Source organism: Streptomyces sp. NBC_00568 (genome assembly GCF_026341855.1).
Lineage (GTDB): Bacteria > Actinomycetota > Actinomycetes > Streptomycetales > Streptomycetaceae > Streptomyces.
In genome coordinates this window covers 6,858,825-6,880,399 of sequence record NZ_JAPENW010000001.1, presented here as the reverse complement: position 1 = coordinate 6,880,399, position 21,575 = coordinate 6,858,825, and the positions used below count along the sequence as shown (strand labels likewise).

The following is a 21,575-nucleotide window of genomic DNA, read 5'->3' as shown; positions in this document are numbered from 1 at the left end:
TCAGGCTCCGATCATGTTGTAGCCACCGTCGGCGACGAAGTAGCTGCCGGTGATGTGCTGGGCGTCCGCGGTCGCGAGGAGGAGCGCCGTGCCGGCGATCTCCTCGGGCTTCGGGATGTGGTGCATCGGGGTCATCTCCCGCAGCTTCTCGCCGCGTCCGTTCTTGTAGTCCTCACGGTTGAGCATGCGCTCGGTCTCCATGAAACCGGGAGCGAAGGTGTTCACCCGGACCTTGGGCGCGAACGCCTGGGCGTAGGACTTGGTGATGCCGAGGATGCCGTACTTCGCCGCAGCGTACTGCGGTGCCCTTGCGCTGCCGCGGACCACGACCGTGGAACCCACGTTGACGATCGAGCCGCCGTCGGGCTGCTCGAGCATCCGGGAGCCGAACTCGTGGGTGCACACCAAGGTGCCCTTGAGGTCGACGGCGAGTGTGTGGTCGATGGACTCTTCGGTGATCTCACGCCACGACATCTGGTCACTGGCCATGTCGCCCACGTTGTTGATCGCCACGTCGACCCGGCCGAAGTGGCCCCACACCTCGTCGGCCATGCGCGTGATCTGCGCCCATTCGACGATGTCGGCCTGGACGAGGAAGGCCTTGCGCCCCTCGGCCTCGACCCGGTCGGCCGTACGGCGTGCGCCCGCCCGCGAGCTGCGGTAGTGGATCGCCACGTCGGCACCCTCCTGGGCCGCCCGTACGGCGATCTCGGCGCCGAGGCCGGTGCCGGCACCGGTGACCAGGACGACCTTGTCGGTGAAGCGCTGCGGAAGATTCATGGGTCTGCCTTTCAGACGAGGGTGCGACCGCCGTCGACGTACATGACGTGGCCCGTCACGAACGCGGACTGCGTGGAGCAGAGGAAGAGCAGGGGTGCGACGACGTCGTCGGCGGTGCCGAGCCGGCCGGCCGGAACGAGGCCGACCATGCCTTCGCGCATGCCGGGCCTGTCGAGGTAGGCGCGCGTGAGGTCGGTCTCGGTGTAACCGGGCGCGATGGCATTGACCGTGACGCCGTGCGGCGCCCACTCGCGAGCCATGACGCGGCAGAGCTGGTTGACACCGCCCTTGGTGGCGGCATACGGAGCGTGGTTGGCGTGCGCCAGCAGCCCGGAGACAGAGGACAGCAGGACGATCCGGCCGTAGCCGCCGGACACCATCAGGGCGCCGGCCGCCTGAGCGCTCCACACGGCGCTCTTGAGGTTGACGTCGATGATCCGCTCCCAGACGTCGTCGGGCGTCTCGAGCACCGGGCGGCGGTCGTTGATGCCGACCGCGTGCACGAAGACGTCGAGGCCGCCCATCGTCCCGGCGCTCTCGTCGACCGCGGCACGAGCGCTTCGCGGGTCGGTGAGGTCGGCCGCGCGGGTCGCGATCGAGAGTCCGGCCTCCACCGCCTGCTCGGCGAGGGCGGCGAGTCGCTCCTCGTCGACGTCCGTGACGGTCACGCGGGCCCCGTGTCGGGCGAGTCCGAGGGCCGCGGCCGCACCGATGCCGCCGGCACCGGCCACGAGGGCCGCGCGATGTTCGAGTCCGAGCCAGTCATCCATGCGAGGGATGAAAGGCGATGGCGTGTGATCCGCACTACGTTCGTTTCAATCATTGGAACGTGCGGAAGTGCGATGCCATTTATTGGCACAGCACTGCCTGTGCACCGGTGCGCGCACGACACTCGGCGCCATGACTCGGTTGCCCCGCCTCACCCCAGGTGAGCTCGACCTCGGCCAACGCCCCCTCTACGACGCGATCACCGGAGGGCCACGCGCCGGCGGTCCCCAGCTCTTCGCTCTCACCGACGCGCAGGGAAGACTCAACGGCCCCTTCAACGCGATGCTGTTCGCACCCAGGGTCGGGGCGGCCCTCCAGGAGCTGGGCTCGGCGATCCGTTACCGGACCTCGCTCAGCGATCGGATCCGCGAACTCGCCGTCCTGGCGGTCGCGGCCCAGTGGGACTCGGCCTTCGAGCGCTACGCCCACGAGCCGATCGGCCGGGCAGCGGGTCTGACCGACGCCGAGATCGCCGCGGTGAACGCCGGCACGGCACCTGAGCTCTCTGACCCTGCCGAAGCCGCCGCCCTGGAACTCGTGCGGGTCCTGGTCGCGCGTGGTGACGCCGACGACGCCGTCTTCGACCGGGCCGTTTCATTGAACGGCATCGAGGCGGTGGTGGAGCTCACCACCCTGGTGGGCTACTACGTGACGCTCGCGCTGCAGTTGCGCGTCTTCCGCGTCGGACCACCAGGAGACTCCGCATGAAACTCGTGACCTTCAACGACGGCCGGGTCGGCTACGTCGACGGCGAGGCCGTCGTCGAGCTCGACGTCCCGTCGATGCGCGACTACTTCGAACGGGAAGGGAAGGCCGGGGAGACCGGGCGCCGGTTCCCCCTCGGGGAGGTCACCCTGCAGGCGCCGATCGTGCCGAAGAAGTTCTTCCACACCGCCGGCAACTTCACCGACCACCACGACGAGCTGACCGCCGTCGACTGGTCGCACCCGGTGCACAAGGGGATCGTCTTCTTCCAGAACGTCGACGCGATCATCGGTCCCGACCAGCCGATCGTGTACCCCGAGGGGCTCACCAAGGAGCTCGACTACGAACTCGAACTGGCCATCGTGATCGGCAAGAGCGGCAAGTTCTTCGGCCCGGAGGAGGCCGAGGACTACATCGCCGGCTACACGGTCTTCAACGACATCACCGCGCGTGACATCCAGCGCCGCGAGATGCAGTCGGGCGTCTTCTCCTTCTCGAAGGGGATCGACACCTTCTGCCCCATCGGCCCCTGGATCATCACGAAGGACGAGATTCCCCACCCGCACGCGCTCGCGATGGAGCTCCGGGTCAACGGTGAGCGGCGTCAGACCGGCAACACCGAGAAGATGATCATCTCGATCCCGCACCTGGTCGCCTACCACTCGGCCCAGGGCTACACGGCCGGCGACATCATCACCACCGGCACCATCTCGGGCGTCGCCGCCGTGCAGCCGAATCCGTTCGACTTCTATCTCCAGCCGGGTGACCGTATCGAGGCGGAGATCGAGGGCGTCGGCACGCTGCGGAACCACGTGGTCGGCTGGAAGGACGCGCACGACACCGAGCCGTTCTCCATCGACCTCTACGGCCCGGCGAACTGAGGCCGAGCAGATGCGCACAGCCACGCTGGCCGACCGCGCCGTCCTGCTCACCGAGGACGGCGCGGTCGACATCGCCGACGCCTCTTCGGGACGCTTCGGCCCGGACCCCATGGACGTCCTGACCGACTGGACCGAGTTCCGGGCCTGGGCCGAGAGCGTCGAGCTGCCCGCGGCGCGCCCGTACCTGACCGCCGATCTGGACGCGCCGGTCCCGCGGCCACGCCAGGTCTTCGCGGTGGCGCTGAACTACCGTCCGCACGCCGCCGAAGCCGGCCATGTCCCGCCCGAGATCCCGCTGCTCTTCACCAAGTTCCCGAGCTGCATCGTCGGCCCGGCCGCGGAGGTCGAACTGCCCAAGGGCAATGTCGACTGGGAGCTCGAGATGGTCGCCGTCATCGGTGCGCCCTGCCATCGGGTGCCGGCGAGCGAAGGCTGGGAGGCCGTGGCCGGACTCACCGTGGGGCAGGATCTCTCCGAGCGCGTCCTCCAACTCACCGGCAAACCGCCGCAGTTCTCGCTGGGCAAGTCGTATCCGGGCTTCGGTCCGACCGGTCCGGCGCTGGTGACCCTCGACGAGCTGCCGGACCGGGACGACATCGCGATCGAATGCCTGCTGAACGGCGAGAGCGTCCAGGCGGCACGCACCAGCGAGATGATCTTCTCCGTTCCGCAGCTGGTGGAGTTCATCAGTGCGGTCTGCCCGCTCTACCCCGGCGACCTGATCTTCACCGGGACCCCGGCCGGGGTGGGCAACCGTCGCGTTCCGCAGCGGTTCCTCGGCCCCGACGACGTCCTGGTCAGCCGGATCGACGGCCTGGGCGAGATGCGCCAGACCTTCCGATGAACGCGGCCCGCGCCGACCGCCACCCAGGGGGCCGGCGCGGGTCCGCTTCGTCATGACCCGGACCGCGGCCACGACACGCAGGGTCGCATCGCTGTGACCAGGCTCGATAGTTGGAACCAAGTCACGTTCGTGACCTGCACCGATGCCAAGTAGCTTGAGCGGCTGGCCGCATGAAATCCCGCGGCGGGACGGGACAAGCGGCCGGGTCGTCCGGCCCTACGCCGGTGAAAATTGGTGGGGAGTGCCCCTTCTTCGGGGACGGCTCAGTGACTCGTGGGACGCGGGCGTCCGAGCGCGAACCGGCTCGGTCCGGGCTCTCCGCGTACCAGCACGGCCGCCAGCTCGCCGATGACCGACGCGAACTTGAAGCCGTGCCCGGAGAACCCTCCCAGCACGGTGACCGGGCCCTGCCGGTCGATGACGAAGTCATGGTCAGGGGTGGTGGTGTACAGGCAGGTCACGGCCTCGGGCGCGGTGTGGTCCACGCCGGGGAGCCAGCGCTCGGCGTACGCCGCCAGCTCCCGCAGGATCGCGGCGTCCGGGGTGCGGTCGCGCCGGTCGGGGTCGACGACCGGGCCGACGCCGTGGAAGCCCGCCTTGACGCCGTCGGTGCTGCCGAGTCCGTACACCCCGTCCACGGTGAGGCCGTCCATGGGCAGCGCGGCGCCCGGGTGGTGAATGTAGCTGGGCCAGGTGAGCGCGTCCGCCGCGGGGAAGTGCGCGGGCTGCTCCTGGGTAACACGCAGCACCGGTACGCCGCCGACCAGCGGAGCGGTACCGCCGCCCAGCATTCCGGGCGCCCAGCCGCCGACCGCGACCACGACCGCATCGGCGCGCAGTTCCTCCTCCGTGTCCGTGACCACCCGGACCTCGGCGTCGCCGTGCACCGACAGCCCGGTCACCCGGACGCCGTGCCGGACCTCCGCGCCGTGCGCCCGCGCCGCCTGCTGGAAGGCGGTGACCGCCTCGTCGGCGTGCAGGCGTCCGGCCTCCGGGTGGAAGACCGCACCGGTGTCGGCGCGCAGCCCCGGCCAGCGCTCGGCGACCTCCTCCGGGGCCAGCCGCTCGGCAGGGTGTCCGGCGACGGTCAGCGCCTCGTACAGTGCCTCGGTCGTGGCGGCCGGGCCGTGGTCGACGGCTCCGGTGAGGGTGAGCACCTGCCGTCCCGTCTCCTGCTCCAGCCGCCGCCACAGCGGCAGCGACCGCACGGCGAGACCGACGTAGAAGGGGTCCGTGTAGGCCAGCCGGAAGATCCTCGAGGTGCCGTGCGAGCTGCCCCGGTCGTGGCCGGGCGGGAAGCGCTCCAGCAGGGTGACGCGGTCACCCTGGGCAGCGAGCCGCCACGCGGCGGACGAGCCCATGACCCCGCCACCGATGACGACGACTCGACGAGAAGACACGATGCTCGATCCTTTGGTGAACGATCCGGACCGACCGGGCAACCGGACGCCCCGAGGTTTTCCGGTGTGACCTGCAACTTTCTATCAGCCGTCAGCCCGGAGCGAACCGGCCGGGTCGCCGCCGCCCGCCCCCTGTGCCCGTCGACACGCTCGACCGTGCTCCAACTCTCCTTTTCCAGGCTGGTTCGCGAGTGAACCACGGCCATGCGGACCGCAAGGCCCATACGTTGTCGCCAGGGGCTGATGTCGCGGTCGGCTCGATGTACCTCTTCGCCCTGACCGCCGGGCTTCTCCCCCGGCAGCGAGAGGCGCATTCCAACTGGGCCGCCGGCGATCTCAACTCCAAGCGTCCGACGGGGTGATGGCACTCGTGGAAACCGGCTCTGGCCGCAGTTCCGTGATACCGCGCGAGCGCACGCCCGAGGAAGCAGTGTGCGGGAAAGGGAAGCGGCGGCCCGGGGGATTCGGCACGGCCTACTCGGTCAACCGGCTCTGTGCGAACAACAGGAGGTCGTCGCCCCCGATCTCGCGGGGCCGGCCGTCCGGTGTCTCCCATTCCGCGATGAACCACGCTCCGTGCCACTCGACCCGCCACACCTTGCCGTGACGGTTCTCGAACTCGACGAAGCTGCCCTCACCGCCCTCCATCAGCCGAAGCTCCTCCAGCAGGCGCTTCGGTTCGGTAAGGCCGCGTCCGGGGTTGCCGCTCCGGCCCCGGGTGCGCGTATTGGTGTAGCGCATCTTGAGAAAGGGGAGAGGCTCGCAGTCGAAGTTGTTCATCTTGAGCATGCGGTACCGGGAGACGGCCTCTTCGAGGGTCTCGTCTCCGGAGAACTCGCAGGAATGGGCGGGAAACGTCAGGCGGACGTGCGGAGTGAGGTCGGGATTCTCGACCCGGTAGAAGCCGTGCACCTGCGGCCCCACCCCCGCCACCACGTCGAACCGCCTTCCCCCGGGCGCCGCGAATCCGCCGGCCGTGCCCAGATGGGGATGGCCCGCGAAGATGTCCTCCTCGTGCTCCCGCGCGAACTCCAGTGTGGCGACAGCCAGTTCCTGGTCGTACGAATTGCGGGCACTGAGCTGGAGCAGCCGCCGGCCGTCCGCGGAGAGCGCGCCCGCGAAGTCGATCCCCGGAGCGGGTGACCAGTGCCAGGCGTCCGCCGGGCCGGGAAGCGGCTCCACATCGCGGAAGCCGCTCACTACGGCACGGATGTCCATGATTCCTCCACGATCAGGTGTATGAGGAGCCCTCTCCGACTTCCTGGATGCAGGTGTCCGTCATACGGCCACCGCCGCGTGAGTTCTCGCTCCAGTCCATCGGTTCCATATGATCCGTGTTGTTGCAGAAGCCGTTGCGCGCCGCCCTGTCGCTGAAGCGTCCCTCGCGGTTCCAGTGCTGGACCACCGGGTCCAGATGCTCGTAGGTCACCGTCCGGTTGAAGGGCTTCGGGTTCTCGCCGGTCCGGTCCCAGATCAGCTCGTCGTTGCCGTTGCGCCAGGTGAGCTGATCGCGCGGGACTCTCACATCGTTCGCGTCACGCGGTACTCCTCCGAGCGCCCGGCCCTCGTCGGTGTAGTTCTCGACCATGTAGTCGCTGCTTCGCCACGCGCCGCCCGACGGAGTCGTACAGGTACGTCCAGCTCTCGCCGTCCCGGGTCGTCGTCCCGGTCAGCCTGTTGCGGCTGTTCCACGTGTACGTCTGCGTCCTCTGCTGCCCGTTGAGGAGGCGCAGCACGGAGCCACGACGCGGCCTCGCCGTCCCGCTCGTACCGGGTGCGGCCGCGGTGCGCGTCGGTGTCGTCCGTCCCCGGGAGCGCGCGGCTGACGTTGCCCGCCTCGTCGTACCGGTAGCGCTCGGTCCAACCTCGTCCGTCGACCGCCGTGACGCGGCTCCGCGGATCGAGGCCGAACCGCTTCTCTCCCCCGGTAAGTTCCTCGATGCCGGTCGGGATGCCGTCGGGCCGGTAGGTGTACTCACGCCGCTGGAGGAGCGTGTCCGCCCCCGCGGAACCGCGGACCAGGTGCTGGGCGCCGAGCCGGCCCGCGGTGTCCCAGGACTGGTCGAGCGTGACGCCGCCGGGCAGCCCCCGCTCGGTCTCCCGCCCGCAGGCGTCGAACCCGTACGCTCCGGTCCGCGCCCTCGGTCGATGCCGGCTACCCGCTTTTATGCCAACTAAAGAGCTTCGTCACGTCGCTGTGACCAGGCTCGGTAGTTGGCACCATGCGACGTTCGCAACCTGCGCTGATGCCAACCGGCTTCAGCAACCAGAGGTCCGGAATCAGCGAGATAGTTGGCACTTTGGTACAGCGCAGGTCACAAGGGGTGCCGCCATCTACTCATGAGGCTGGGCGTAGGTATGTCCGCACCGCAGGTGGTCGAGGACGAGTGCGCCGACTCCATCACCGACTCCGTTCAGTGACCGGAGGCTATCCAATCCTCCAGATGGGGAGCTTCCGTCCGGACGCTCGTATCGCTGCCGTGCCCGGTGCAGACCTGTGTGCCGGGCGGCAGTGTGAGGAGTCGGTAACGGATCGAGCGGATGATGGTGGGAAAGTCCGAGTACGAGCGCCCAGTTGCTCCGGGGCCGCCCGCGAACAGAGTGTCGCCGGTGAATACGGTGCCGAGCGTCGATGCGTACAGGCAGATCGATCCCGGTGTGTGGCCGGGGGTGTGTATCACCCGCAATTCCGTCCCCGCGACGTCGATGCGCTGGTCATGGGACAGGTAGCCGTCAGGGCTGTGCTCGGGATGGGTGTGCTTCCACAGCAGTCGGTCGTCCAGGTGCAGGAGGATGGGAGCTCCGGTGGCTTCGGCGAGCGCCGGGGCTGCGTTGATGTGGTCGTTGTGGGCGTGGGTGCACACGATGGCGGTCAGGCACCGGTCGCCTACGGCTGCCGCGATGGCATCGGCGTCGTGGGCAGCGTCGATCACGATCGCCTCGTGGTCGTCACCGACGATCCAGACGTTGTTCTCGACGTCCCAGAGGCCGCCGTCCAGGCTGAAGGTGCCTGAGGTTGTGAGGCGTTCGACGCGGACCCCGGTCATCAGAAGATCACCACCGAGCGGAGGACATCGCCCTTGTGCATGCGGGCGAAGGCGTCTTCGACCTCGTCCAAGGTGATCGTCTCGGTGACGAAGGAGTCGAGGTCCAGGCGGCCTTGGAGGTAGAGGTCGATGAGCATGGGGAAGTCGCGGGACGGGAGGCAGTCGCCGTACCAGGAGGACTTGAGCGTGCCGCCTCGTCCGAAGACGTCCAGTAGCGGCAGGTCGAGTTGCATGTCGGGGGTGGGGACGCCCACGAGGACGACGGTGCCGGCCAGGTCACGGGCGTAGAACGCCTGTCGGTAGGTCTCCGGCCGCCCGACGGCTTCGATGACGATGTCGGCGCCGAATCCGCTGGTCAGCTCGCGGATCGCCTCGACCGGGTCGGTGTCGCGCGCGTTCACGGTGTCCGTGGCGCCCATCGTCCGAGCTGTCTCGAGCTTGAGGTCGTCGATGTCCACGGCGATGATCTTCGCGGCGCCGGCCAGCCGGGCGCCGACGACGGCTGCGTTGCCGACGCCTCCGCAGCCGATGACAGCGACGGTGTCGCCTCGGCCTACTCCTCCTGTGTTGATCGCCGCACCGATGCCTGCCATGACCCCGCAGCCGAGCAGGCCGGCGGCGGCTGGTGAGGCGGCCGGATCGACCTTCGTGCACTGGCCGGCGGCGACGAGGGTCTTTTCGGCGAAGGCGCCGATGCCGAGGGCGGGTGACAGTTCGGTGCCGTCGGTGAGGGTCATCTTCTGGCGCGCGTTGTGCGTATCGAAGCAGTACTGCGGGCGTCCACGTCGGCATGCGCGACAACGGCCGCAGACCGCCCGCCAGTTCAGGACGACGAAGTCGCCCGGCACCAAGTCGGTGACTCCGGTGCCGACCGACTCCACGATGCCCGCCGCCTCGTGTCCGAGAAGGAACGGGAAGTCGTCGTTGATGCCGCCTTCTCGGTAGTGCAGGTCGGTGTGGCAGACGCCGCAGGCCTGCACTTTTACCACCGCCTCGCCCGGCCCTGGATCGGGCACGACGATCGTCTCGACGCGCACCGGCTCGCCTTTGGCGCGGGCGACGACGCCGCGTACGTGCTGAGGCATGGATGGATCCTCTCGACTGTCCGTATGAAAGTGAGGCTCGGGTTTCCGACGGACGGTGGTCAGCTCGCGGGACGCACGCGTACGGGGAGCGCTGCGAAGGAGCGCAGGGTGTTGTTGAGATGCCGGCGCGGTTCGCCTGCGAGCTCGATGCGTTCCACCCGTCGGGCCAGGGCGGTGAGGAGTGCCTCGGCTTCCAGGCGGGCCACGTGCTGGCCTACGCATTGGTGGATGCCCATGCCGAAGCCGACGTGTCCGGATGGATCGCGGGTGAGGTCGTAGCAGTCCGGGTCGTTCCAGCGGGCCGGGTCGCGGTTCGCCGCGCCGAGGAACATGAGGATCTTGGATCCCTCGGGGATGAGGGATCCTGCGATCGCGACGTCGGTCGTGGCGGTGCGGAAGAAGGTCTGGACGGGTGACTGCCAGCGCACTGCCTCATCGAATGCCACGCGGGCCAGGTCGGGGCGTTCGCGGAGCCGCTGCCATTCGCCGGGGTGGCCGGCGAGGGCGTAGAGGGTGGCGGCCAGGCCATGCACTGTGGTGTCGACGCCGGCGGTGAGAAGGGAGCGTACGACCAGCGGTGCCTGCTCGTGGGTGAGGTCGCCGCGGTCGGCAGCGGCCCAGATACGGGCGCCGAATCCGTCATCGGTGAGGGCTTGGCGGGCGCACTGGGCGTTCACCCAGGCGGACAGGTCGGCGGCCCTGGCAGCGTCTGCCTGCACGAGGGCGTTGACGGGGCCGAAGGCATTGAAAGCCATGTTGCCGTAGGGCAGGAGGTTGTCGCGGCCGTCGGGTCCCAGTCCCACAGCGTCTGGGAAGACGCGCAGCGGGAATGCTTTGGCCAGGGCTTCGAACGCGTCGAAGTCGGTTCCCTGGGTGGCCAGGACGGTGTCGACCAGGTCGTCGGCTATCGGCTGCCATGCCGCACGCAGTCGGCGCAGTGCTGGTGGGGCGAGTATCTCGCGCAGGACGCGGCGCGGTGCGTCGTGGTGCGGCGGGTCGGCCTCCAGCAGCAGGCTCGGAGGCCGCCAGGGCTTCGAATGGCGGAAGTTGGCCAGTCCCACGCCGGCGGCGGACTGGAATGTCTGCCAGTCGACGAGGGCCGCGTGCACGTCGCGGTATCGGGCGAGCGCGTAGACGTCGTAGCGGGACAGCCGCACGACGGGACCTGCTTCCCGGAGGGCGTGGTGCAGGGGTTCGGGCGTCGTGAGGTGTTCGGTGGCGAACGGGTCGGCGTCGCTCGTGGGCGGTTCGACGGCAACGGCGGGTGCTTCGGACATGGCGGCTCCAGCGAAGTGCGGCTCGGGAAGGGGCGGGTCGTGGCTCAGAGATCCAGGACCAGGCGGGCCGAACGGGAACGTGAAACGCAGGGCAGCATGCAGTCGTTGGCGGCGCGTTCGTGTTCGGCCAGCACCGAGTCCCGGTGGTCCGGGGTACCTTCCACGACCGGGGTGAGGCAGGTGCCGCAGGTGCCGTGCTCACAGGAGGACAGCACGTCGGCACCTGCCTGCCGAACGGCTTGAAGGACGGTGACGTCGGGGGTGATGGTCACTGTCCGCCCGCTGCGGCACAGTTCCACCTCGAAGGGTCCGCGATGCACCGGCTCTGTCAGGGCCTTGGCTGTGAATCGCTCGGTCCGCAGGCTGTACGGCGGCCACTGGGAAGATGCTGCCTCGACAGCGGCGAGCAAAGGACCCGGTCCGCAGCAGTACACCTTGGTTCCCGCGTCTGGTTCGCTCAGCCAGGCCTCCAGGTCGAGCAGGCCGACCTCGTCCTGGGGGCTGATGTGTACGCGATCGCCGTAGGAGGCTGTGAGTTCCTCGAGGAAGGCCATGGAGACCCGGCTGCGGCCTCCGTACAGCAGCTGCCAGTCGGCTCCGGTCACGTCGGCTTGATGCATCATCGGCAGCAGCGGGGTGATGCCGATGCCGCCCGCGATGAACAGGTACCGCTCGGCAGGCGCCAGGGGGAAGTGGTTGCGCGGACCTCCGACCTCCACGAGGTTCCCGGGCATGAGCTGATCATGGACGTAGGCGGAGCCGCCCCTGCCAGGGGCTTCGCGAAGGACAGCGATGCGGTAGGTGTACGGGTCCCATCGGTCGCCGCACAGGGAGTACTGGCGAGTCACTCCGCTCGGCAGGATGAGGTCGATGTGCGAGCCGGGCGTCCAGTCCGGCAGCCGTGTGCCGTCGGGATGCGCGAGGGTGAGTGACACGACGCCGTCGGCGACAGGGTCCTTGTCCTGCACCTGCAACGTCACGGTGGAGAGGTTCTGCTGCAGCGGAGCGGTGGGCAGCAGGTTGTGTACGACCACGTTGTCGCCTCCCGTCTTTGGAATGCAGGAAGCATGCGCGCGGGCACCGTCGGACCGCGACGGCATTCTCATTCAGCGAGAGACCGACTTCGCAGAGATGTCATGTGGCCGTCGCATCGCCGTCACATGCCTATGGAGTGTCCTGTGTCCCGCGTCCGGCCAGCGCGCGGGAGACGCCCCGGGCGGCGGTCCGTACGACGGGGACCACGGCCTGGGCGCCGACCTCATTGGGCACGATGACCGACAGCGCCGCGATCACCGTGCCGTCCGCACCGCGGACGGGCGCGGCTACGCCCAGGGCCTCCGCGTGGACGTAGCCGGGGCAGTACGCATAACCCTGCTGCCGGATCTCGGCCAAGGTCGCGCGCAGTTGTGCCGGTGTGGCCGGTGTGGCCGGTGTGTACGCGGTCAGCGGGCTGTCCAGGATCCTTTGCTTGAGGTCACTGGGGCCGTGGGCGAGGAGCACCAGACCGCTGGAGGAGGCGTACAGAGGAAGCCGCCCGGCGATCCGGGTGTAGTTGATCACCGCCTGTGGTGCCGAGAGCCGTTCGAGGAAGAGCACGTCGTCGCCGTCGAGGACGCCGATCTGCACGTGGTGGCCCACGACGTCGTGGACGCCTTCCATGAACGGCATTGCGTGATCACGCAGGGAGAGAGTGGGGGAAGCACGCGTTACCAGCTCCCACAGCCGCACGCCGATGCGTACTTTGCGGTCGGAGTCCCGGCTCAGGAAACCGTGCGCCACGAGCTCGGCCACGAGGCGAGAGACCGTGGCCACGTGCAGGCCGGTTCGACGGGCGATCTCGGAGACCGTCAGCGCCGGCTCGTCCTGGCTGAACGCTTCGAGAATGCGAGCTGCCCTGGACAGCACCGACTCCCGATGAGGTGTGTGCATGGCGAACCGTTCTGCTGGTTCTCCCAGCCGGGGCGGTGTCCGTCTCTGCGTCTACTCGTACGCACTGTCCATGGCAGCCAGTGCGTGAGCGATGTCCGTGGTGCCCGCGAAGAGGGCACGCACCTGCTCGAAGTGCGTCTGCTGCACCTCTGAGTTGGGCCATCGCTGATCCATGAACGGTACCGTCGTTCCGTCCTTCTGCCGCCGTGCCACCTCCGCGACGGCGGGATCGACGGAGAAGGAGTTGCTGGGCAGCGCGGGCAGCGTCGCTCCGGACCGGTTGTACAGGTTCTGGCCCCGTACTGATCCCAGGAAGTCCACGAACGCCAGTGCCGCTTTGCGGTGGGGGGCCTTGGCGTTGAGCCCGTAGGCGGCGGAGACGGCTCCGGGAATCCGGGTTTCGTTCGGCTGATCCGTGGCCGGCAGGGCCGTCATCCGGAAGTGCATTCCTGGGGCCGCGGAACGCAGAGCGGCGAGAGTGCCGGCGACCTGGACCACTCCCACTGCTCGCCCGTCGGCCACTTGGTCGAGGGCGTCCTCGTAACTGGTTTGAGCGGAGCAGTGCTGAAGCAGCCACGATCGCGCATCTCCAGGTACTTGGCCATGGCTTGGCGCCATCCCGACCGGGCGAAGCTCTCCTTGCCGGACTCCATCTGCGTGTCGAAGCCGGGGTCGTGGGCGTACACCGTGGTGGCGACCAGTGCGTAGTCGACGAGCTGGGTGACCCACGGGGTCTGGTTGCCCAGTGCGAAGAGCACCTTCCCGTGCCGGCGGGCGGTGTCGCACAGGGCGAGAAGGGTGCTGTAGGTGGTGGGCCGGGTTCCGCCGATGGCCTTGAGCGTTTCCGCCGAGTAGATCGCGCCGACAGCACTGAAGGTGACGGGTACCAGGTACGTACCGACGCCGCCGTCGGTGACCGGCCGCATGCTGTCCGGTATCCGGCCGGCGAAGAAGCGCAGGCTGAGTGCTTCCAGGAAGTCGTCCTCTTCCAAGGCCAGGACGGAGGCAGGGTTGCCGCTGCCGGGCCAGACGGTGAAGACGTCCGGTGCCTTGCCTGCCCGAAGCTGCTGCGGAAGCTCCTTCTGCAGGGTGTTGGTGTCGGCGTAGCTGACGTTGACGTGGATGCCGGGACGGGCTCGGCGGAAGGCCGCGACGACGGCCTGCATCGAAGCCTTGTCGGTGATGTTGGCCCTGACGGACACCTCGGTGTCCGACGTGTCACTGCCGGCTCCGATGACGGAGCAGCCGGTCAGAAGCGTCATGCTCAACGCAAGGGATGCGGCGAAGCGAAGGGGTCTCGGTCTGCGGGACACTGGCGGGCTCCATGCGGTGGTGGAGGCGGAGGTTCGACGAGCCGGACGGGAATGGCTGAGGCGCGTCACGCCGTGGCGAGGAGGCGGACGGCGTGACGCGCCGGCCGGGATTGCGGTCAGCTGATGGGAACGGCTCGCTGCGCGGTCAGGTCGCGGGAACTGTGCGCTGTGGCAAAGGCGTACCTGCCGGGGACAAGTGCCCAGGCACCTGCCTTCCAGATGGTGAGGTTGTCCACGGGAATGGTGACCGTGAGCCGCTGGGAGCCCGCGGGGGCCAGGGTGAGTTTGCGGAACGCGACGAGCCGCTGCGGCTCGGCGGCGGCGGCGCTCGGCAGTGCGGCGTAGAACTGCACGAGTTCCGTGCCCTTGCGTGAGCTGGTGTTGGTGACGGTCACGCCCACCGTCACTGTCTTGGCTCTCTTGTCGTATGCGGCTTCGAGGGAGCCGTGGGCGAAGGTGGCGTACGACAGGCCGTGGCCGAAGGGGAAGCGCGGCTGCTGCCCCTTGCTGTCGTAGTAGCGGTAGCCGATGGAGATGCCCTCGTCGTAGGAGACGGCTCCGTTGCTGCCGGGGTAGGTCGCGGGTGTGGTGCCCGGCCCCTGGGTGGCGTCGGCGGGGAAGGTGACGGGCAGGCGGCCGGAAGGGTCGCTGTCTCCGAAGAGGACAGCGGCCAGCGCCGTGCCCATGCCGCGACCCCCGTACCAGGCTTGGAGCACGGCCTCGACGTCGCCGAGCCAGGGCATCGTCACGGGACCGTCGGTGTTGAGGACGACGGTGGTGCGTGGGTTGACCGCTGCCACGGCGGCGATGAGCTGTTCCTGATCACCAGGCAGACCGAGTGCCAGGTGATCCATGTCCTCGCCAGCGACCCGGTTGACGAAGACGATGGCGGCGTCCGCGGCGCGCGCCGCGTCGACAGCGGCGGGGATCAGGGATTCGGGCTGCCATCCGAGGGTGAGCCCGCAGGTGCCGGGGTCGGTGGTCGCGTTGGTGTAGGTCACCTCGATGGTGACGGCCTTTCCGGAGGTCAGCGCGGTGGCGCCCTGGAGGGGGTAGTCGTAGGGGCCGAGGAAGAATCGGCGGCTGTGCCGGGTGCCGGTGGCGACCGTGGTGCCGTTGACCTTCAAGGTGGCGGTTCCGGCGGTGAGCAGGGAGAACCGGTGCAGGCCCGTGGTCGTCGGCACCAGGGTGCCGGTCCATTTCGCCGACCACACGTCGGGCAGGTTGTCCACGGGAGCAGCGGTGAAGTCGACGGTGGCGTCGGTGCGGGTGGTGAGCGGGGTGCCGGAGGCCTCTGCCCCTGAGTAGTAGGTGGCGGACAGGCCGGGGGTCCCGGCGCCGCTGCGCAGCACGGTGGAGGGAACCGCGGTCAGGGGAAGATCTCCCTTGGTGCCCTGTGCGTGCGTGACCGTGACTCCGCTGCCGGCGCGGGCGCGGATGGCGTTCAGGGGCGTCGTCCATGTACCCGGGTCGACGTAGGTGGAGCCGCCCACGCCGGTGAGGACGTCGGTGCCGGCCGGGCCGATGACGGCCAGGGATTTCAGGGTGGCCGGCAGAGGGAGTGCTGCGGAGCGGTTGGCCAGAAGCACCAGGGAGGCGACGGCGGTCTCATGGGCGAGGTCCTGGTGGGCCTGGGTGCTGACGTCGGCCGCCGGAGTGGGTACAGGATGGTCGAAGAGACCGTTCGCGTACATCGTGACGAGGATGCGTCGGGCTGCGTCGTCGAGCCGGGTGCTCGGTATCGCACCGCCCGTGAGTGCTCCGGCGGGGATCTTGACTGCGTAGGGTCCGAGCCCGGCGAGGTCCATGCCGGCTCGCGCGGCGGCGACCTGGTCGTCACCCGCCCAGAAGTCCGGCACGGTGTAGCCCTGCAGTCCGATGGCCTTCTTCAAGTCGTCGAAGAGAGCCGAACTCTGTGTCGCGAAGGTTCCGTTGATCTTCGGGTAGGCCATCATGACCGAAGTGGTCGGGGCGGCGGTGACCACGCGACGGAACGGTGCTTCGTGGAGTTCGTGCAGCGCACGGTCGGAGACCTTGGTGTCTGTGGAGAAGCGGTTGGTCTCCTGCGTGTAGGCGGCGAAGTGCTTGACCGTGGCTGCGACGTTCTGGCTCTGTATGCCAGTGGTGAGAGCCGCGCCCAACTGGCCGGCGAGCAACGGGTCCTCGCCCATGCCTTCGGACTGTCGGCCGGAGTGCCAGGTCCGGGTGAGATCGATGGTGGGGCCGAGGAGGTTGTTGTAACCCTTGCCACGGCCCTCCGCGCCGATCGCGCGGCCGATACGTGCCGCCAGGTTCTCGTCGAACGTCGCCGCCTGCGCGACCGGAACCGGGAATGCGGTCACGCCTTGCTCGCCGCGCAGACCGGCCGAGGCGTCCACCATGGTCAGAGCCGGTATACCCAGGTGAGCGACGGTCGCGAAGTCGCACCGGACGAGCGCTTCCTTCTCAGCCGCTGTCATACGGCCGAGCATCGCGTCCGCCTGATCCTGCGGTGCCTCGGACCGTGCGGCGGCTGCCGCTTCGGTCATCAGGGGAGCCATGCTCAGGCTCATTGCGGTGAGGGTGGCGGCAGACAGAAATGATCTTCTTTTCACGGCGGCTCTCCGAAAGGGGGGCGGATCTACGCTTATGGAAAAAGGGGCCGGCCGAGGGGTCAGGTTCACGGCCGGCCCCAACTCGGGGAGGGAAACGGATCCCTGCGGTGTTCCCGGACTCACCTGCTCGCCTACCGAGTCCCGCGGCAGCAGAGCAGTGAGGGAATGGAGATTTCCATGCGGCGTACGCTTGTTGAACGGAAAAACTAGAGGACCCGCCCAGCAGGGTCAACCCTTTCGGCAGCCGTGCAACAAAAGGCCGTTGACCAGCCAGTTTGATACTCACATTGAAAAGTGTGCGTGAAATTTCAATTGAAACCAGCAGGCAGCGTGACTGACTATAAACCGTATCGATAGGCGTCATCGACAGGCCGAATGGCAAAGCCGCAGAGGATGCCGAAAACAAACAGTCCGGCGCCGTGATCAGCGCCGGACTGTTTGAAATCGGTGAATGTTTCTCAGGCTGATTTCTCCAGGAGTTCCCAGGAGTCGAGCTCATGCTCCCCCGGCTCCACATGGACCGGCGGACACCCTGGGAGCCGCACGACGCCGGAGCAGCCGTCGGGCACGACGACATGGATGCGCATCCGGCCGTCGGCGGTTGTCTCCCACGACGACTCGGCTGCGCCGTAGGGCGTTTCGTGGCGTGTCCGTGCCCAGGTGATGCCGCCGCCGGGCCGGGGCTGGAAGACAAGCTGCCGATAGCCGGGCATGGACTCGGCCATGCCTCCGACGACGCGGTGCAGCCAGTCGGCGACGGCTCCGAGAGCGTAGTGGTTGAAGGAGGTCATACCGCCGGGATTGAGGGTGCCGTCGGGGCGAAGGCTGTCCCACCGCTCCCAGATGGTGGTTGCCCCTTGCGTGACCGGATAGAGCCAGGAAGGACATTCGGTCTGGGTCAGCAGGCGGTAGGCGACGTCCAGGTGGCCGGTGTCGGTGAGGGCGTCACAGATCACCGGAGTCCCGACGAATCCTGTGGCGATACGGGCTTCGTCGGCGAGGACCAATTCGGCCAACCGGTCGCCGGCTGCGCGTCGTTGCGGCTCGGTGAGGAGGTCGAAGGCGATACCGAGTGCGTAGGCGGTGGGGCTGTCGCTGGTCATGCAGCCGACGGGCAGTACGTACCGGCGGCGGAAGGCGGCCGCCACCTCTGCGGCCAGTGCGGCGTACCGCGCGGCGTCCTGTTCCATGCCCAGTTCGGCCGCGGCCAGGGACAGGTGACGGGCGGAATACGCGAAGTAGCCCGTGGCCACCAGGTAGCGGTCGGTGCAGCCGGCAGCCGGGTCGTCCGGCGGGGCGGCGGGGTCGAGCCAGTCACCGAGCTGGAATCCGGTGTCCCAGAGGCGATCGGGGCCGGCGAGCCGTTCGACGAGGTCCACCCACGCCTTGGCCATGGCGTAGTTGCGGCGCAGGATCTGCAGGTCGCCGAAGCGCCGGTACAGGGTCCAGGGGGTGAGCGTGGCGACGTCTCCCCAGGCGGCACCGGGCTGGATCGGCGTCCACATCGGCTTGCCGGGGATGACGGGCACGTACCAGGGGATGGTGCCGTCGGGAAGCTGCTCCAGAGCGACGTCGGTGAGCCAGGAGTCCAGCATGCCGGCGCAGTCGTAGAGGAAGCTCGCGGTCGGGGCGAAGACCTGAAGGTCGCCCGTCCAGCCGAGGCGTTCGTCGCGCTGGGGACAGTCGGTGGGGATGTCGACGAAGTTGCCGCGCATGCTCCATACGACATTTTCGTGGAGCCGGTTGATCAGCGGGTCGCTGCACTCGAACCAGCCCGTACGTCGCATGTCTGTGTGATAGACACGGGCCGTCACCGACTCCTGCGTCAACTCCCCTGGCCAGCCGCTGATTTCGGCGTAGCGGAAGCCGTGCAGGGTGAACCGGGGCTCCCACGTGTACGGACCACGTCCGGACAGAATCAGGGTGTCGGTGGAGTACGCCTCGCGCAGGGGCTGGGTGGCCAGTTCTCCGTCCTGGAGCACTTCGGCGTGCCGGACGGTGATGGTGGTGCCGGCGGGGCCGTCTGCGGTGAGGCGGAGCCGGCCGACGAGGTTCTGGCCGAAGTCGAGGAGGTGACGGCCGTCGGCCGTTCGCGTGATGGCGACAGGGGCCATCTCCTGGGTGCAGCGCACGGGCGGGCCCTGGGGGGCGACGAGTGTGCGCGGGTTCCGGTTGCCGAGCCGAACGGGGGTCCATTCTGCGTACTGCTCAGGCGTGCGGGTCGCCCAATAGGGGTCGTCGAGTCGGGCGTCGAAGTGCTCGCCTTCGTAGAGGCCACTACTGGCGATGGGCCCCGTGGCCGCTGTCCAGGTGGCGTCCGTGGCGATGACTGCGGTGGTGCCGTCGTCGTAGGTCACTTCCAGCTGGGCGATGAGGGCTTGGTCGGTGCCGTAGATGTTGCGGGTGCCGCCGTCGAATCCGTACTTGCCGCGGTACCAGCCGTCGCCGAGCCAGGCACCGATGACGTTGGTGCCTGTGGCGAGGTGGGCGGTGACGTCATGGGTGCGGTAGCGCAGGCGGCGGGGGTAGACCGTCCAGCCCGGGGCGAGGATCTCGCTGCCCACGCGGAGTCCGTTGATCTCCACCTCGTACAGGCCGTGAGCGGTGACGTAGAGGCGGCCTCGGGTGATCGGGCGATCCAGGTCGAAGTCTTTGCGTACCCGGGCCGGTTGGCGTTCGGCGGCCGGATCCTCGGTCCATCCGCCGCCGACCGGTATCGCACTCCAGTCCGCCGGGTCGAGCAGCCCGGCTTCCACCACGCTGGGCTCGCTCCATGCGGAAGAAGCCGCGGCTCCGGCTGTCCAGACCCGGACTCGGACGGTCACGCTCTCGCGTGAGGCCAGCGGTTCACCGGGCCAGGGCACCAGTAGCTGGTCGCTTCCTTCGATCCGGCCGGTTCTGTGCTCACGGCCGGAACGTTCGAGCCGGACCTCGTAGGCCTGCTGGCTGCCGGAGCCGGGGGGAAGCTTCCAGGTCAGCCGTGGGGTGGCCGTACCGATACCGAGGCCGTCCGGGAGGTGTTCGAAGGAGACCGGGGCGGGTTGGGGGGTCGACAAGGGGAACCTTTCTTCACGTGCGGGAGCGGTTGGGCTTCGGAGGTTCAGCCCTTGAGCGCTCCGGAAGTGAGGCCCTTCATGACCTTCTGGTTGAGGAAGAGGTAGATCAGGAGGGTGCCGAAGACGTTGAGGCAGATGGCGGCGAACAGGGGGCCGTACTGGGTGGCGCCGAAGTCGCCGGTGAAGTTGAGCAGGCCGACCTGGACGGTGCGCAGGTCCTGGCTGTTGGTGAAGGTGAGGGCGATCAGCAGGTCGTTCCAGATGAAGAAGAACTCGACCAGGCCGACCGTCAGGAGCGCGTTGCGGACCATCGGGACACTGATGGTCCAGAAGGAGCGCAGGATCCCGGCGCCGTCGATCGTGGCGGCCTCGAAGAGTTCACGGGGGACGGACTTGTAGTAGGTGGCCATCATGAAGACGGTCAGCGGCAGGCCTGTGCCGGTGTAGGTGAGGATCAGCGGCCACAGCGTGCCGGACAGACCGGTCTGGAAGTACACCGTGAACAGGGGAAGCAGGATCATCTGCGGCGGCACCATCATGCCGGCCAGAAAGACCAGCAAGGTCAGGTTGCGGCCCTTCCACACCATGACCTGGAGCGCGAAACCGGCTGCCGCTCCCAGCAGCAGGATCAGGGCAAGCGCCGGGACGACGGCGAGCAGGCTGTTGCGGACGTACAAGCCGATGTGGCCGGTGGTCCACGCTTCGGTGTAGTTGCCCCACTCCCACGTGGTGGGCAGGCTCCAGGTCGAGTGGTTGAGGTAGTCGCTGTTGGACTTCAGTGAGGTCAGGAACATCCAGACGAGCGGGTAGATCTCGACGACCAGCAGCAGGGTGACGACGATCTTCACCCACATCTTGCTGACCCGGACGCGCCGCCGGGAACGGGACCGTCCGGAAGCAGCGGACGGTCCGCGGCTCGCCTGATGGGCGGTGGCCTTCACAGGGGTGTCGATGGCCATGGTTGTCAGCCTTCCGTGAGGTCGCGCCGTGAGACGCGGAAGACGACCAGGCTCACCAGCAGGCACACCACGGTGAGCAGCACGGCGATGGTGCTGCCGTAGCCGTAGTCGCCGTAGGTGAACGACGTCTGGAACATGTACAGGGTCAGTGGTGTGGTGTCGTTGCCCGGGCCGCCGTTGGTGAGCGCGACGATGGAGTCGAAGGCCTTCAGCGTGCCGTTGATACTGAAGATCAGAGAGGACATGAGCACGGGCAGGGACAGCGGCAGCACGATGTGGCGCACCAGTCGCAGGCCTGTCGCTCCGTCGAGGCGCGCGGACTCCAGGACTTCCTCAGGGATGTCGACGAGACCGGCGAAGAGCAGGACGGCGTAGAAGCCCATGGAGCGCCAGATGTCCATGACGACGAGGACCCAGAAGGCGCTCGAAGAGCTGCCGAAGAAGTCGATGGAGTCGATGCCCACCGCGTTCAGCAGCGAGTTGACGGGGCCGGTCTGCGGGGCGACCTGGAAGAACTTCTGGAAGAGCAGGCCGACGGCGACCGTGGGCAGTACTACGGGGAAGAACACGAGGGTTCGCACGAGCGCGGAGGCGCGCTTGAGGAAGAAGACGTAGAGCAGGGCCAGGAGGTAGCCCGCGACCACCTGGCCGGCGGTGACGACGACGGCGTACTTGAGGGTGAACCACAGGGCGTGGCGGACGGCCGGATCATCGAGAAGGCGGGAGAAGTTGGCGACGCCGTTGCCGGTGAAGCCGTCGATGGAGTTGCCCTTGGTGAAGGAGTAGCCGAGCGACCACACCATCGGGACGAGCATGATCAGGGAATAGACGACGAGTGCGGGACCGAGCAGGATCGCGATGGCCCTGCGGTCACCGAGTACGCGGTGCATGAGTGGTATCCACTTCGATGACGATGAGGAGTTGTGCCGAGCAGGCG

20 protein-coding genes are annotated in these 21,575 nt (G+C 68.3%); 3 read left to right on the top strand and 17 right to left on the bottom strand.

Annotation, left to right across the window (positions count from 1 at the left end; translation table 11 throughout):
* The gene (locus tag OOK38_RS29975; RefSeq protein WP_266848964.1) at window positions 1-780 is read right to left on the bottom strand and encodes an SDR family NAD(P)-dependent oxidoreductase; all 780 of its coding nucleotides are present in this window, start codon (window positions 778-780) and stop codon (window positions 1-3) included.
* Window positions 781-791: 11 nt separating this feature from the next.
* Window positions 792-1,550, bottom strand: a complete 759-nt coding sequence (locus tag OOK38_RS29970; RefSeq protein ID WP_266848963.1) for an SDR family NAD(P)-dependent oxidoreductase — start codon at window positions 1,548-1,550, stop codon at window positions 792-794.
* Between the two features lie 130 nt (window positions 1,551-1,680).
* On the opposite strand from OOK38_RS29970, the gene OOK38_RS29965 reads away from it, so the two are divergent.
* Genes OOK38_RS29965 through OOK38_RS29955 form a run of 3 tightly spaced genes read left to right on the top strand, consistent with a single transcriptional unit; the run spans window position 1,681 to window position 3,978 of the window.
* Window positions 1,681-2,256 carry a carboxymuconolactone decarboxylase family protein gene (locus tag OOK38_RS29965; RefSeq protein WP_266848962.1) on the top strand — a complete coding sequence of 192 codons (576 nt, stop codon included), beginning with the start codon at window positions 1,681-1,683 and terminating at the stop codon, window positions 2,254-2,256.
* Entirely contained in the window at window positions 2,253-3,134 is an 882-nt protein-coding gene (locus tag OOK38_RS29960; protein ID WP_266848961.1) for a fumarylacetoacetate hydrolase family protein, read from the top strand. The genes OOK38_RS29965 and OOK38_RS29960 overlap by 4 nt, the downstream gene beginning before the upstream one ends.
* 10 nt (window positions 3,135-3,144) lie before the next feature.
* Window positions 3,145-3,978 carry a fumarylacetoacetate hydrolase family protein gene (locus OOK38_RS29955; RefSeq protein ID WP_266848959.1) on the top strand — a complete coding sequence of 278 codons (834 nt, stop codon included), beginning with the start codon at window positions 3,145-3,147 and terminating at the stop codon, window positions 3,976-3,978.
* A gap of 263 nt (window positions 3,979-4,241) precedes the next feature.
* Here the strand turns inward: OOK38_RS29955 and OOK38_RS29950 are convergent, their stop codons facing one another.
* From OOK38_RS29950 to OOK38_RS29885, 15 genes are all read right to left on the bottom strand, one after another.
* Window positions 4,242-5,378 carry an FAD-dependent oxidoreductase gene (locus tag OOK38_RS29950; protein WP_266755464.1) on the bottom strand — a complete coding sequence of 379 codons (1,137 nt, stop codon included), beginning with the start codon at window positions 5,376-5,378 and terminating at the stop codon, window positions 4,242-4,244.
* Window positions 5,379-5,852: 474 nt separating this feature from the next.
* Window positions 5,853-6,596, bottom strand: a complete 744-nt coding sequence (locus tag OOK38_RS29945; RefSeq protein ID WP_266755465.1) for a hypothetical protein — start codon at window positions 6,594-6,596, stop codon at window positions 5,853-5,855.
* Window positions 6,597-6,609: 13 nt separating this feature from the next.
* Window positions 6,610-6,966 (bottom strand): hypothetical protein, encoded by a 357-nt coding sequence (locus tag OOK38_RS29940; protein WP_266755466.1) that lies wholly within the window; start codon window positions 6,964-6,966, stop codon window positions 6,610-6,612.
* Complete coding sequence (locus OOK38_RS34645; protein ID WP_354006130.1) at window positions 6,914-7,114, bottom strand: hypothetical protein; 201 nt, start codon at window positions 7,112-7,114, stop codon at window positions 6,914-6,916. The genes OOK38_RS29940 and OOK38_RS34645 overlap by 53 nt, the downstream gene beginning before the upstream one ends.
* A 678-nt stretch (window positions 7,115-7,792) precedes the next feature.
* Entirely contained in the window at window positions 7,793-8,425 is a 633-nt protein-coding gene (locus tag OOK38_RS29935) for an MBL fold metallo-hydrolase (protein WP_266755468.1), read from the bottom strand.
* The gene (locus tag OOK38_RS29930; protein ID WP_266755470.1) at window positions 8,425-9,510 is read right to left on the bottom strand and encodes an S-(hydroxymethyl)mycothiol dehydrogenase; all 1,086 of its coding nucleotides are present in this window, start codon (window positions 9,508-9,510) and stop codon (window positions 8,425-8,427) included. Before OOK38_RS29930 ends, OOK38_RS29935 begins: the two co-directional genes overlap by 1 nt.
* 59 nt (window positions 9,511-9,569) lie before the next feature.
* Window positions 9,570-10,787, bottom strand: a complete 1,218-nt coding sequence (locus OOK38_RS29925) for a cytochrome P450 (protein ID WP_266755471.1) — start codon at window positions 10,785-10,787, stop codon at window positions 9,570-9,572.
* A 44-nt stretch (window positions 10,788-10,831) separates the two neighbouring features.
* Entirely contained in the window at window positions 10,832-11,767 is a 936-nt protein-coding gene (locus OOK38_RS29920) for a PDR/VanB family oxidoreductase (protein WP_266765554.1), read from the bottom strand.
* A 184-nt stretch (window positions 11,768-11,951) separates the two neighbouring features.
* The gene (locus OOK38_RS29915; protein WP_266755473.1) at window positions 11,952-12,716 is read right to left on the bottom strand and encodes an IclR family transcriptional regulator; all 765 of its coding nucleotides are present in this window, start codon (window positions 12,714-12,716) and stop codon (window positions 11,952-11,954) included.
* 51 nt (window positions 12,717-12,767) lie between these two features.
* Complete coding sequence (locus OOK38_RS29910) at window positions 12,768-13,151, bottom strand: hypothetical protein (RefSeq protein WP_266755475.1); 384 nt, start codon at window positions 13,149-13,151, stop codon at window positions 12,768-12,770.
* Complete coding sequence (locus OOK38_RS29905) at window positions 13,148-13,978, bottom strand: ABC transporter substrate-binding protein (RefSeq protein WP_266755476.1); 831 nt, start codon at window positions 13,976-13,978, stop codon at window positions 13,148-13,150. The genes OOK38_RS29910 and OOK38_RS29905 overlap by 4 nt, the downstream gene beginning before the upstream one ends.
* 167 nt (window positions 13,979-14,145) lie before the next feature.
* Window positions 14,146-16,581, bottom strand: a complete 2,436-nt coding sequence (locus OOK38_RS29900) for a glycoside hydrolase family 3 protein (RefSeq protein ID WP_266755478.1) — start codon at window positions 16,579-16,581, stop codon at window positions 14,146-14,148.
* 500 nt (window positions 16,582-17,081) lie between these two features.
* The gene (locus OOK38_RS29895) at window positions 17,082-19,679 is read right to left on the bottom strand and encodes an alpha-L-rhamnosidase (RefSeq protein ID WP_266755480.1); all 2,598 of its coding nucleotides are present in this window, start codon (window positions 19,677-19,679) and stop codon (window positions 17,082-17,084) included.
* A 44-nt stretch (window positions 19,680-19,723) separates the two neighbouring features.
* The gene (locus tag OOK38_RS29890; RefSeq protein WP_266755482.1) at window positions 19,724-20,638 is read right to left on the bottom strand and encodes a carbohydrate ABC transporter permease; all 915 of its coding nucleotides are present in this window, start codon (window positions 20,636-20,638) and stop codon (window positions 19,724-19,726) included.
* Window positions 20,639-20,643: 5 nt separating this feature from the next.
* On the bottom strand, window positions 20,644-21,528 hold the full coding sequence (locus OOK38_RS29885; protein ID WP_266755484.1) for a carbohydrate ABC transporter permease: 885 nt from the start codon (window positions 21,526-21,528) through the stop codon (window positions 20,644-20,646).
* Window positions 21,529-21,575 lie beyond the last annotated feature (47 nt).